The organism is Lysinibacillus sp. NPDC048646, from assembly GCF_050272295.1.
Classification (GTDB): Bacteria; Bacillota; Bacilli; order Bacillales_A; family Planococcaceae; genus Lysinibacillus.
Genome location: NZ_JBNNLZ010000010.1, coordinates 17,771 through 31,426, shown reverse-complemented (window position 1 = coordinate 31,426; position 13,656 = coordinate 17,771). Strand labels below are relative to the sequence as shown.

Here is a 13,656-nt window from a genome sequence, read left to right as displayed (position 1 = left end):
GCTTTCTTTCTTGTGACTTATACAAAGGCAACACTTCCTTTCCCATACCCTCATTTTCCACTATTGCAACGAAAAAAACCTTTATAATGGACCGAAATTTCAGCCTATTATAAAGGTTTCAAATTTTGTTCAAGTAATATACGCACATTCGTCAAACATTTTTCTTACTTCGTTCACAATACCCAATTTTAGGAAATTAATGATACCATGCTGTCATTATACCTGTTGAATGACCCCTAAATAACAAAATCAGCATTCAGCTCACGAACTTGAGAGATGAATACTGATTTTATTAAATACGGTCTTCCTCGCGAATATCTTCTATCGGCACAAATATTTCAATATGGCGCTTTAAATTTTCAAACGTCGCAGGCGCATCTCCACCATATTCCCCATCTAGGTTTAAATGGACTTCATTTTCTGTAGTCACCTTCACGACACTTGCTTTTTTATAAATAACCCGATCATCATTTAAATGTTCGCCTCTTAACGCCATTGCAGCAAGCTGAATAAATTCAGGTAAGCTCACCTTTTTCAATACAATTAATGTAAAATATCCATCATTAATGCTTGCATCAGGTGCTAATTTTTCAAAGCCACCTACTGAATTTGTTAAGCCGCATAAAAACATCATTGCATCTCCATCAAATACCTCACCATCATATTCGATACGCATATGTGATGCTTTAATAGATGGAATCATTTCAACTGCTTTTACATAATAAGCTAGTTGCCCTAGCATAGTTTTCATTTTGCTTGGTACTTCATAGGTTAGCTCTGTAATACGGCCACCAGCAGCAATATTGATGAAATAGCGTTCTCCATTTAATAATCCAACATCAACCGGTAACGTATCGCCTTTAATAATGATTTCAACGGCTTCTTCTATATTTCTTGGAATATGCACGGCACGCGCAAAATCATTGGTTGTGCCCATTGGAATGAGACCCACTTTTGGGCGTTTTTCAAATGAACTCACACCCGAAACAACTTCATTTAGCGTACCATCTCCACCAACTGCTATAATAATATCAAAGCCGCGTTCTACTGCATTTTTTGCTGCATGTGTTGCATCACCTTCGCACGTTGTTGCGTGACATGATGTTTCATAACCAGCTACCTCAAGTTTTTCTAATACTTCTGGTAGATGCTTTTTAAACGCTTCACGTCCAGATGTGGGATTATAAATGATTCTTGCTCGTTTCATAACATACCTTCCTGCTTCATTAGATTCTATTTCTTTCAACGAATTATTTGTTGAAATGTTGCATTGCTTCTTCAAGAAATAACGGCTGTTTAAATACCTACCTTCATTCCTTGATGAAGCTATCGTAAGCCTCGATACTAGCTACTCTTTATTGCAATGCTGCTGTAACCTGTTTCTTGAAATCTTCGTAAACAAATGTCCAAAACGCCTTGTTCGTCATATTTTCTTCACGAATTTCTGCATATAGCGCTTCTTGAGCTTCCTCAAATATAGGGTCTTCTTTGTCAGGTAGGCTCGCGCGTTTGTTGACAACATACTCCTGCAATTCTGGTGCGCGTGGACCCCATTTGCCAATAACTTGCCCAGCATCGTTTAATAATACATACATTGGAATCGCACGTCCACCATTTGTTAAATAACGGTCGATTAAATCTGTATCAGCATCACGTAATACCGCACGCATGTCTAATCCTGCTGCCTCAGCTACACGGCGAATAATAGGATTATTTAACATGGCGTCACCGCACCAATCCTCTGTGATTGTTAAAATCTTTGGTTGCTTGTCCTTCAGTAGTTTGATAAATCCATCATTAGTTGGTACCTCAAAATCATCATAAATCCGGAAGCTATCTTCTTTTAGTGTATCCATATTGTCCATATATTGTTGAATTGTTAATGCTTCATTGAAATACTGCTGTTCAGTTTTCATGGATTTAATTCCCCCTAATAATTGTAATGATAATCTATTCTATATTTTGCTATGAATACTTTTTTTAGACAACTATTTAGTGCTACTTTTATTAGTATGTACATTTTTTTATATAAAAAGCCAAGAAAGCTATTATACTCTCTTGGCTCCGTGCAACAACAAACAATTATCGTTTTGCAATTTCTTGTTGTAATAATTTATTTACCATTGGTGGGTTCGCTTGTCCTTTAGTTGCTTTCATAATTTGACCAACTAAGAAGCCAATCGCACGATCCTTACCATTTTTAAAGTCTTCGATAGATTGTGCATTGTTATCTAACACTTCTGAAACAATAGCTAGTAACGCACCTTCATCTGAAATTTGAACTAAACCTTTAGCTTTAACGATTTCTTCCGCTGAGCCACCGTTTTCTACTAATTCAGCAAATACTTTTTTACCGATTTTAGAAGAAATCGTGCCATCTGAAATTAATTTCACCATGCCAGCAAGGTTTTCTGGTGTTAGCGCTGTATCTTTAAGATCCTTTTGTTCTGCGTTTAAATAAGCAGAAACATCACCCATTAACCAGTTTGCAGAAAGCTTAGCATCTACGCCATCTACTATCATTGCTTCAAAGAAGTCTGAGATTTCTTTAGAAATTACAAGGACACCAGCATCATAAGCTGTTAAGCCTAGTTCTGATTCATAGCGAGCTTTACGAGCATCAGGAAGCTCTGGAATTTCTGATTTTACGCGCTCTAACCATTCGTCATCAATTGATAGACGTACTAAGTCCGGCTCTGGGAAGTAACGATAATCATCTGTTCCTTCCTTCACACGCATAAGTATTGTTTTACCTGTTTTTTCATCGAAGCGACGTGTTTCTTGCTCAATAACACCGCCTGAAAGTAATACGTCCGCTTGACGCAATTCTTCATGTTCAAGACCACGGCGAACAAAGTTGAATGAGTTCAGGTTTTTAAGCTCTGTTTTTGTACCAAACTCTTCTTGACCATATGGACGAATAGAAATATTGGCATCACAACGAAGTGACCCTTCCTCCATACGTACGTCAGAAACGCCTGTATATTGAATGATTGATTTTACTTTTTCTAGATACGCATAAGCTTCGTTTGGTGTACGAATATCTGGCTCAGAAACGATTTCTACAAGTGGTGTACCTTGACGGTTGAAGTCAACTAATGAATGATCACCTGCGTGAGAAAGTTTACCAGCATCTTCTTCCATGTGAAGACGCGTAATACCGATACGTTTTGTGTAGCCGTCTACTTCAATATCAACCCAGCCATTTTTACCGATCGGCTTATCAAATTGTGAAATTTGGTAGGCTTTCGGATTATCTGGATAAAAGTAGTTTTTACGGTCGAATTTCGTTTCTTGTTCAATTTCCATGTTTAACGCAAGTGCTGCGCGCATCGCATAGTCAACAACATTTTTATTTAACACTGGTAATACGCCAGGGTAACCAAGATCGATTACAGATGTGTTTGTATTTGGCTCAGCGCCAAAATGGTTTGGCGAAGCAGAGAATATTTTCGATTCAGTTTTCAACTCAACGTGAATTTCTAAACCAATTACTGTTTCAAAGTTCATGTTACTTTCCCTCCCAAATTTGAGGAACTTGTTTATGGAACTCAGTAGCTTGTTCGAAAGCATGAGCCGTACGGTAAATTGTTGCTTCATCGAAGTGTTTACCGATAATTTGTAAGCCTAAAGGTAGACCATTTTCCAAGCCACAAGGAATTGAAATCGCTGGTACACCCGCTAAGTTAATAGGAATTGTTAAAATATCGTTTGCGTACATTGTCATTGGGTCATCAACATTTTCACCAATTTTAAATGCTGGTGTTGGTGCAGTTGGTCCAATAATCACATCAAAATCTTCAAATACTTTGTCGTAGTCTGCTTTGATGAGCGTACGTGCTTGTTGTGCTTTTTTGTAGTAAGCATCATACGTACCTGCGCTTAGAGAGTAAGTACCAAGCATAATACGGCGTTTTACTTCATCACCGAAGCCTTGCGCACGCGTTTCTTTGTATAGGTCCATTAAGTTTTCAACGTTTTCAGCGCGGAAGCCATAACGGATACCGTCGAAACGAGAAAGATTAGAAGACGCTTCTGATGAAGAAAGGATATAGTAAGCAGCAAGTGCATATTTTGAGTGAGGAAGAGAAACTTCTTCCACTGTTGCACCTAAACCTTTTAGTACTTCTAGTGCATCCACAACAGATTGTCGTGCTGCCTCGCCAACACCTTCACCAAGGAATTCCTTCGGTACAGCGATACGTAAGCCTTTTACATCTCCTGTAAGTGCTGCTGCAAAGTTTGGTACTTCTACGTTTGCTGAAGTTGAATCGTTTACATCTAAGCCTGAGATTGCTTCAAGTAAAAGCGCATTGTCTTCTACGTTACGAGTAATCGGCCCAATTTGATCTAAAGAAGATGCAAATGCCACAAGTCCAAAACGAGATACTCGACCATATGTAGGTTTCATTCCTACAACACCACAATAAGCAGCTGGTTGACGGATTGAACCACCTGTATCTGAACCAAGTGAGAACGGTACTTCACCTGCCGCTACTGCTGCTGCGGATGCACCTGAAGAACCACCTGGTACGTGATTTAAGTTCCATGGATTTTTCGTTGTTTTATAAGCTGAGTTCTCGTTTGAAGAACCCATCGCGAATTCGTCCATGTTTAATTTACCGATTGTAATCATACCGGCTTCACGTAATTTTTTAACGACTGTCGCATCATAAATTGGCATGAAACCTTCAAGAATTTTAGAAGCACATGTTGTTTCTAGGCCTTCTGTTACGATGTTGTCTTTAACACCAATTGGAAGACCAAAAAGTGGTCCACGCTCTTCAAATGGTACTTTGTCCATTTCAGCTGCTTGTGCAGTTGCTTTTTCTTCGTTTGAAGCTAGAAATGCTTGTACATCGCCATCCAGCTTTGTAACACGTTCATATGCTTCTTTTGTTAAGTCAGCGATTGTTAAGTTACCAGCTTTTATATCAGCTTGTAGCTCCTTTGCTGAACGTTCAAATAACGTCATGAGGAATCCTCCTATGTTTTAGTATTACATGATAGCTGGTACTTTTACTTGACCATCTTCTTGTTCTTTCACGTTTAACATCATTACTTCACGGTCTAAACCTTTTGTTGCCACGTCTTCACGCATTACGTTTACTAATGGTAATACATGAGTTGTTGGTTCAACATTTGTTGTGTCTAGCTCGTTTAATTGCTCTGCGAAGTCTGTGATTTTACCAAGTTGCTCAGCAAATTTTTCTGCCTCTTCTTCAGTAATTGCAAGACGTGCTAAATTCGCAACGTGCTTAACCTCTTCTTTTGTTAATTTCGCCATTTTTCACACCTCCGAATAGTAATCAGATTCATTGTTTTTATTGATAACAATAGGGCTGAATAAAGTTAACCATGCCAATTATCATAACATTTTTCGTATTAAAAATCACAACTTTCACCAAAAATATAGAAACTTTCACTACTATGACAAAGTGTTGTCTATAGACGTCACAGTATGTTGGAACAAAGAAAAAAGTCCTTGTGAAAAGTAAATTTCAGCCCGCTCAAGCAATGATTAACTTGGGTTCGAGCTTTACCTGATACAGTCGGAGCCTTTTGCGCAGAACCCGAGCGTTGCACTGCTAGATGCACCCTTGTTTGCTCATAAAAATATAGCCAGCACAAGGCTGACTATATTTTATTCATAGATATGCACGTAAGGATCTTTATCATTCGCTTCTTTCATAATTAACGCCTCTGGACCATTCATCGATGTAATACTAACTTCTACGTTTATATTATCGAATTGATTGATAAGTACGCCTGTCAAATATTGAGTAAAGCCTATAATTTCAGCCGTACCAAAAAATTGGATAGGAATTTCAACCGTTAGTTTTTGTATTTTCTTATTTTGGTAGAAACCTGTTCCAATAACACTCGTATAATTAGCAAAGTATTTATCCACATCTTGCTTAAAATACTTGAAGTTATTGCTAACATCTCGATAGATATCTTGTGAGTCATCTGTTGGGAACATTACATATTCTTCATCAATGACCTGCCAATCGCCTAAACCATTTTGTCCTTCTTTCGAGACACCGTAAGTGAAATAGGTGCCTGGAATAATTTCATTGCGCGCTTGTTGTTTAAACAAGCCCACGACAATTGGCACATCCTTTAGCTCATCACGTGAACGCATACGTGAAACAATTTCTGCAGCCATCTTTTTCCCTTGCTCCACAAGTGCTGCTTCTGGAATTGGTTCATCATAATATTCACCGTATTTTTCTTTTTGGTAATAGTAGATAGAATTCAATGCAAGCCCTATGGAAATACCACCTAGCTTTACTTTATCATCATCTGTTTTTGTTAAATAATTTTGCTCAACAATATGGGCTAAATAAACAGGTGCCTTCGTTGCACGTTCCTCAGCTGTCATTGTGGCAGTCGTTGGCGGATTTAAACCATCTTCCTTATTTGAACTACGATCAAGCCAGTTACTTACTGTGCTTTCTGCTAAATACTGACCTTCTTGGAAGTAGTAGTTTTCAGTATCAAACTCATTTTGCGAAAGTCGCATTAAACCTGTTTCAACTTCCTTCATATCATACTTCGTGTAAATATTTGAAACGACTGATCCACGACTGGCACTTTTTTTATAGGGACTTAGCGTTCTATAAAAAGATTCATCAATCTGTAAGCTTGGAATAATCGTTGTCTCCGCTTTTTCCTGTTGCGTCTCTTGTGTAAGCTCTGTTTCCTTCTTATTAGAAGGGACACAGCCGACTAGCATTGCAGCCGCTACTATTGCTGGAATGAGTCGAATTGACTTCATTATTTTAGTACTCCTTTACAAATAATCAATTTTGTTTGGAAATTTTTTTCAGCTATTTTAAGAATTTGACTCCTTGAGAAGTAGAAATTTCACTTTCCACATCTAAATAATGCTAAGTTGTTCCACTAGTCGTTCTTCATTCCACACTTCAATGCCGAGTTGCTCGGCCTTTGTCAGTTTCGATCCTGCATCTGTCCCAGCAATGACAAGGTCAGTTTTTTTACTGACACTTCCTGTGACAATACCACCTAACTCTTCTATTTTCGCCTTTGCCTCATTGCGTGTCAATTGCTCAAGTTTACCAGTTAAGACAATCGTTTTCCCGGCAAATGGATTATCACCTATTGCTACTTCTACCTTTTTGCCTTTATATGTCATATTAATGCCAACTTCGGCCAGGCGAGCTATTACAGCTCGTGCATCTTCGTTTGCAAAATACTCAACGAGTGAGGACGCCATTTTATCACCAATTTCATGAATAGCCACGAGTTGTTCTTCAGTAGCTGCCAGAACCGCTTCCATTGTCTCAAATTCCTCTGAGACAATTTTCGCAGCCTTTTCACCAACATGTCGGATACCTAACCCGATGAGGAGACGCTCCATGGAATTGTCCTTTGATGCGTGAATAGCATTTACTAAATTCGTTGCTGATTTTTCCCCCATACGTTCGAGCTCAACCAATTGTTCGATTGTTAACTGATATAAATCGGAAACGTCATGAATTAAATCTGCACGCAATAATTGCTCCACGACTTTCTCACCGAGGCCGTCAATATTCATGGCGTTACGTGAGACAAAATATTTAATGCTCTCCGCAATTTGTGCAAAACAGGCTGGGTTCACACAGCGCAAGGCTACTTCACCCTCTATACGAATCAGTTCACTATCACACACAGGGCAATTTGCAGGCATTTCATAAGGTACAGAATCCTCTGGTCGTTGCTCCATTAATACACCGACAACTTGTGGAATAATATCGCCAGCTTTTCGGATTATGACTGTATCTCCAATGCGAATATCCTTATCGCGAATTAAATCTTCATTGTGTAAAGAAGCCCGTTGCACTGTCGTACCAGCAACTTGTACAGGGGTTAAAATAGCAGTCGGTGTGACAACGCCTGTGCGCCCTACAGTTAAATCAATTGCCAGTAATGTTGTTACAACTTCTTCGGCCGGAAATTTATAGGCAATCGCCCAACGAGGACTTTTTGCCGTATAACCAAGTTCATCCTGCTGTGCAAATCGATCTACCTTAATAACGATGCCATCAATTTCATACGCTAAATTTGGGCGATTCTCCGTCCACTTTTCGATAAACGATAGTACTTCATCGATTGTTGTACAGTGCTGACGTTCTTTATTTGATGGGAAACCAAGACCCTCTAAATAATCAAGCATCTCTCCATGCCCGTCAATACCATACGCCTCACCGTCTCCACCAATTGCATAAATAAAAGTTGATAACTGACGGCTGGCCGCTATTTTAGGATCCAGTTGACGTAGGGAACCAGCAGCGGCATTACGTGGGTTGGCAAATAATTCTTCCCCATTTTCAACTCGCATCATATTGAGCTTGTCGAATGATTTTTTCGGCATATACGCCTCACCGCGTACTTCAATTGTAATTGGCTCTTGTAAACGTAGTGGCACTGCACGTATCGTTTTTAAATTTGCTGTTATATCCTCACCGATAACACCATCACCACGTGTCGCTCCCTGAACAAAAACACCATTCTCATATTTTAAGGAGATGGCAAGACCATCAATTTTCAGCTCGCAGACGTATGAAAAATTTTCACCGATTGCTTGACGAATTTTACGGTCATATTCGCGTATGTCCGTTTCATTAAAAGCATTTGATAAGCTTAACATCGGATAATCGTGTGTTACTTTTTTAAAACCTTCTACTACTGCACCACCAACCCGTTGTGTCGGTGAATCAGGGTAAATAAGCGATGGATTCGCTTCTTCTAATGCAATGAGTTCATGTAGTAGTTGGTCATATATGCTATCAGCAACGATAGGGTTATCCAGCACGTAATAGGCATGTCCGTATTCATGCAATAATTTGTTTAGCTCCGCAATACGCTGTTCAATTTCGTTCATTTAAGTTCCTCCGCTTACGCTTTTTCAATAGGTGCAAATTGTGCTAGCAATCGCTTAATACCGATAGGTTGTGGGAATGCGATATCAAGCTCTGTACTATCACCCTCACCTTTTACGCTCACAACCATACCTGTCCCCCATTTTTTGTGAACAGCTTTATCTCCCGCTTTCCAACCAAACTGGTCGCCACCTGTTGAATGTAAACGGGCAGTAGCAGGTTGTGTTTGCTGTACAGTACCAAGTGTACGTTTTTGATAGCTACTAGATGAACGATTAGCAGTTGCAAATGGTACTTCAGGTTTGGTACCACCTTTAGATATTGATTCCGTAATATCCTCTGAAATTTCACGTAAGAAACGAGAAGCGTTATTGAAGCTCGAACGTCCAAAAATCGTACGGGATTGTGCACAAGTTAAATACAAACGTTCCTCTGCACGTGTTATACCTACGTAAGCAAGACGCCGTTCTTCTTCCATTTCATCCTGATCGTCAAGTGAACGAGAGTGCGGGAAGATATTTTCTTCCATCCCAATAATAAAGACTACAGGAAATTCTAAGCCTTTTGCGGCATGCATCGTCATTAAAATAATGCTTCCCTTCGATGTATCGTCTTTATCGAGTGAATCAATATCCGCAATAAGTGCTAAATCAGTTAAGAAAGCGATTAAGTTCTTATCATCACTACGCTCCTCAAATGCTTTTGTTACTGATAAAAATTCTTCAATATTTTCTAAACGGCTTTCTGCTTCAATCGTCTTTTCGTTTTGTAGCATTGCACGATAACCAGATTTCTCGATGACCTGCTCCACAATCTCTGTTACAGATAAATATTCTTGCATTTCCGTAAAGCCTTTCATCATCGCATAAAATTGCTCTGCTGAAGCTGCCGCTTTACCCGTTAACCCCATAAACACTAGATCATTCATCGCATCAAAAATCGAGCGATCTTGGTCAATTGCGTAACGTGCCATCTTTTCAAAAGAAGTAGCTCCGATACTACGCTTTGGTTCATTAATTATTCGTGCAAGCGATAAATCGTCATCATTGTTGGCAATTAGGCGTAAATACGCCAGTAAATCCTTAATCTCTTTGCGATCATAGAATTTTGTGCCACCGACGATCTGATAAGTCATATTAGATTTAACAAGCACTTCCTCCATTACGCGAGACTGTGCATTTGTTCGATATAAAATAGCAAAATCATCAAATGTGCGATTTTCTTTTTTCATAAGCTGTTGGATCGTTTGGATGACGAACTGCGCTTCTTCTTGTTCGTTATAGGCTTTGTACAGAGCGATTTTTTCACCCTCTAAGTTTTCTGTGCGTAGTTCTTTTGGATAACGCGTCGTATTATTTTGAATGACGTCATTTGCTGCTTTTAGGATGCGTTTCGTGGAGCGATAATTTTGCTCTAGCATAATTACCTTGGCATTTGGATAATCTTTTTCAAATGAAAGAATATTTCCGATATCCGCACCACGCCAACGATAAATCGATTGGTCAGAATCCCCTACGACACAGATATTTTGAAATTTCTTTGCAAGTAGCTGAACGAGTAAATATTGAGATTTATTCGTATCTTGATATTCATCCACATGAATATATTGAAATTTATTTTGATAATATTCAAGCACTTCCGGTATCCGCTTGAATAATGTAATTGTCGTCATAATCAAATCATCAAAATCGAGTGATTGGTTGCGGCGTAGACGTTTTTCATAGCCTTTGTAGACACGTGCAATCGTTTTTTCATACGGATTATTGTCATTCATATTAGCCATATAGTCATCGGCTGTGATGCATTCATTTTTAGCTGAGCTAATTGCATTTAAAATAGCACGGGGCTCAAACCGTTTCGGATCGATATTTTCTTCCTTTATGACATTTTTTACGACCGATAACTGATCAGTAGAATCTAAAATTGAGAAATTACGTGACATACCAAGCTGATCGATATTACGACGCAAAATTCGTACACACATTGAGTGGAACGTCGATACCCACATGCTGTCACCAGTTCCATTTCCAAGGATACCATCAATACGTTCTCGCATTTCACGCGCAGCTTTATTTGTGAACGTGATTGCTAAAATTTTTGATGGATACACTTCCTTTTCAATCATCAAATACGCAATACGATGCGTCAAAACTCTTGTTTTCCCAGAGCCTGCACCTGCCATAATCAGTAGTGGCCCTTCTGTTGCTTTCACAGCTTTTTCTTGCTCAGGATTCATTCCTGCTAATAAGTTTTTCGTTAACTGCTCCATATTGCACCTCCAATCAAATTCCCCATAGCGAACCGTCGTCCTAATCTTGAAATGTGCGTAGTTCTACAAAAGGCTTGGACGCAATGCCCTTTTGCGATAAAGCCCTAGAACGTGGTCTTCTACCATTGCAAATTTGTTAGCCTTATTCGTTGAAACTGTGTTTTTTAGGTAAATCTGTTTTCAAAAGCTGTACCTGTCGCTATAGATTCGCACGCATAGTATCCAAGACACCCGCCGGAGATTGTAATTTCATTAAGATGGTGTTTAAATTACCACCGAATAAAATCACTCAAACATTTGTTCTTAATTATAGCGTATTTTTAACTGCCTTAACAGTCGCTAATGCGGCTTTTAAATCTTCATAAATAATATTACCAACAACTACCGTATCCGCATATTTTGCCATTTCTTCAGCGTGCTTAGTAGAGGTAATGCCTCCACCGTAAAATAGCTTTGTATTTTTCAATTCATTCTTAACAGCGCGTACGAGTTCAATATCGCCATACATCCCGCTATATTCCACATAAAATACAGGTAGTTTAAAGAAGTTTTCCGCCATGCGTGCATAAGCAACTACATCCTCTATCGATAAATCTGTTTTCGCTCCAGTTACTTCAGCTACTTTGCAATTTGGATTTAAAATACAATAGCCTTCAGCGACGAGCTCTTCCCAAACCATAATATCGCCATATTCTTTGATGGCTTCATGATGTAAATTTTTAATCCACTTCGGATCATCACTATTTAATACTGTCGGAATGAAATAATAGTCATAACCCGGCGTCACCGATTCTATCGTTGAAATCTCAAGTGCTATTGGTACTTCAAAGCGACGAACACGCACAAGCAAATCTAATACACCATCTAAAGTTACGCCATCTGTGCCGCCAACTAAAATTACGTCTGTTCCTGATTCGCAAATTTTTTCGAGTGCCTCATCTGAAATTTCCTTAGCTGGATCTAACTTGAACACATGTCTCCACTCTAAATAATCCATCTATTTTACCACCTATCACTTTCTATCTATTCGTTTACAAGTATAGCTTATGACTCTCGACAAAAAAATAAAAAAGACTGAGCAGAAACTCTACTCAGCCTCTTACCTATTATTCTTTTGGTGCTTGGAATGGCTTTTCGTCTGGATACAAACGACCTAACATTTCATCATATGTATCATTCCCATAATCAAAACAACGACGTACACGTGAAATTGTTGCTGTACTTGCACCCGTTTCCTTTTTAATGGATTCGTAGGTTTTCTTTAGACGTAATAAATGTGCAACCTCAAAACGTTGTGCTAGCGATTGAATTTCACTAATCGTACATAAATCATCAAAAAATTTATAACATTCTTCGATGTCTTTCAGCTCTAACACCGCTTTAAATAACTGATCTGTTTGATGCCCTCGAATTTTTTCGATTTGCATGCAATTTCCCTCCCTTTAAGGCTGCGTTTTCACCATTGCTTGTAACCCTGGTGAAGATGGTACGAAATGGATCCAAGACTCTCCTGGTACTAACTTTACAAGCTCCCCAGACTCTTCAACAGCCATTGGTAGTCCATCAATATTAGCCCATTTAACTTCTCTCATATTGCCATTTTGAAAAACATACGCATTTCCACCAGATGTTAAATCAATATCTTGGCGACCTACATTATCAATTGTTTGATGTTTCATCTCAAAGAATAAAACATTCGCAAATGTTAGTGCTTCGCCTGTTAACATATCCTTTGTGTCAACGCCAGCCGATTGTCGTCCATAACGATTGTTTTGATGATCATACACATACGAATTGTGGAAATACTCATTATTTCCATAGTAAATGTCAACTTGACTTGTTTCAATGCCTATTTTACCACGTTCATCGGGTTCATAAAAAGCCTGATGCACTTTTTCACTGTAAATCATTGAAGCGCCAACTTTTTCTGCACCATTTAATATGTTTTCAGCAGTAATATATGAATTATGTGGCGCCACACGATCCTTTGACCGTTTGAAAAGTGTTCCATCATAATTCATGCCATTTATATTGTCGACAACTTGATTGCTAAGCATTGTTTTTGCCTCTGGACTATAACCATGAGCTACATAAAATGCACCAAAACCCTTCGCCATATCGACAAAGTAAGAACGTGCACTACGAACTGGTCCTACATTTTCTGGTAACTCACTTTGATAGACTGCTAATAAACGAGTAACATCTCCCTCTGCTAACATTTCATAAATCATATCTGCTGCTGCTAAACCAGATTGTGGACGAGCAGCAGGGTGATTATTAATCGTCACAATAATTGGACGCTGTGTCACTTCTTCAGCGACAGTTTCACCTGTTAATGGAGCAATTTCAAGTTCTTCCTGAACAGGCTCTTCAATAACTGGTTCTTTCTCAGGTGTCGCAATATCTGCTTCCACTTCTGATGCATCTTTTGAACATCCTCCGATGAACAAAGCGCTAAATGCTAATGCCATAAATAATTTCTTGGATTTAAACACAACCATT

At 38.9% G+C, this 13,656-nt stretch carries 11 protein-coding genes; all 11 read right to left on the bottom strand.

Going from position 1 to position 13,656, the window contains the following annotated elements:
• Window positions 1-292: 292 nt before the first annotated feature.
• The gene (locus ACQKII_RS12525; RefSeq protein WP_427459661.1) at window positions 293-1,207 is read right to left on the bottom strand and encodes a diacylglycerol kinase; all 915 of its coding nucleotides are present in this window, start codon (window positions 1,205-1,207) and stop codon (window positions 293-295) included.
• A 148-nt stretch (window positions 1,208-1,355) separates the two neighbouring features.
• The gene (locus ACQKII_RS12520) at window positions 1,356-1,916 is read right to left on the bottom strand and encodes a thioredoxin family protein (RefSeq protein ID WP_427459659.1); all 561 of its coding nucleotides are present in this window, start codon (window positions 1,914-1,916) and stop codon (window positions 1,356-1,358) included.
• Window positions 1,917-2,082: 166 nt separating this feature from the next.
• Entirely contained in the window at window positions 2,083-3,510 is a 1,428-nt protein-coding gene (gatB, locus tag ACQKII_RS12515) for an Asp-tRNA(Asn)/Glu-tRNA(Gln) amidotransferase subunit GatB (protein WP_427459658.1), read from the bottom strand.
• 1 nt (window position 3,511) lies between these two features.
• Window positions 3,512-4,975, bottom strand: a complete 1,464-nt coding sequence (gene gatA / locus ACQKII_RS12510) for an Asp-tRNA(Asn)/Glu-tRNA(Gln) amidotransferase subunit GatA (protein WP_427459656.1) — start codon at window positions 4,973-4,975, stop codon at window positions 3,512-3,514.
• Between the two features lie 24 nt (window positions 4,976-4,999).
• Window positions 5,000-5,287: an Asp-tRNA(Asn)/Glu-tRNA(Gln) amidotransferase subunit GatC gene (gatC, locus tag ACQKII_RS12505; protein WP_010857153.1), complete on the bottom strand. Its 288-nt coding sequence runs from the start codon at window positions 5,285-5,287 to the stop codon at window positions 5,000-5,002.
• Window positions 5,288-5,644: 357 nt separating this feature from the next.
• The gene (locus ACQKII_RS12500; RefSeq protein WP_427459655.1) at window positions 5,645-6,781 is read right to left on the bottom strand and encodes a CamS family sex pheromone protein; all 1,137 of its coding nucleotides are present in this window, start codon (window positions 6,779-6,781) and stop codon (window positions 5,645-5,647) included.
• A gap of 102 nt (window positions 6,782-6,883) precedes the next feature.
• Window positions 6,884-8,887, bottom strand: a complete 2,004-nt coding sequence (gene ligA / locus ACQKII_RS12495; protein ID WP_427459654.1) for an NAD-dependent DNA ligase LigA — start codon at window positions 8,885-8,887, stop codon at window positions 6,884-6,886.
• A 14-nt stretch (window positions 8,888-8,901) separates the two neighbouring features.
• Window positions 8,902-11,154: a DNA helicase PcrA gene (gene pcrA / locus ACQKII_RS12490; RefSeq protein ID WP_427459653.1), complete on the bottom strand. Its 2,253-nt coding sequence runs from the start codon at window positions 11,152-11,154 to the stop codon at window positions 8,902-8,904.
• A gap of 307 nt (window positions 11,155-11,461) precedes the next feature.
• Window positions 11,462-12,151 carry a heptaprenylglyceryl phosphate synthase gene (locus ACQKII_RS12485; RefSeq protein WP_427459651.1) on the bottom strand — a complete coding sequence of 230 codons (690 nt, stop codon included), beginning with the start codon at window positions 12,149-12,151 and terminating at the stop codon, window positions 11,462-11,464.
• 109 nt (window positions 12,152-12,260) lie between these two features.
• Window positions 12,261-12,581, bottom strand: coding sequence for a YerC/YecD family TrpR-related protein (locus ACQKII_RS12480; protein WP_004225717.1), 321 nt, complete (start codon window positions 12,579-12,581; stop codon window positions 12,261-12,263).
• Between the two features lie 15 nt (window positions 12,582-12,596).
• Window positions 12,597-13,649 (bottom strand): DUF3048 domain-containing protein, encoded by a 1,053-nt coding sequence (locus ACQKII_RS12475; protein ID WP_427459649.1) that lies wholly within the window; start codon window positions 13,647-13,649, stop codon window positions 12,597-12,599.
• Window positions 13,650-13,656 lie beyond the last annotated feature (7 nt).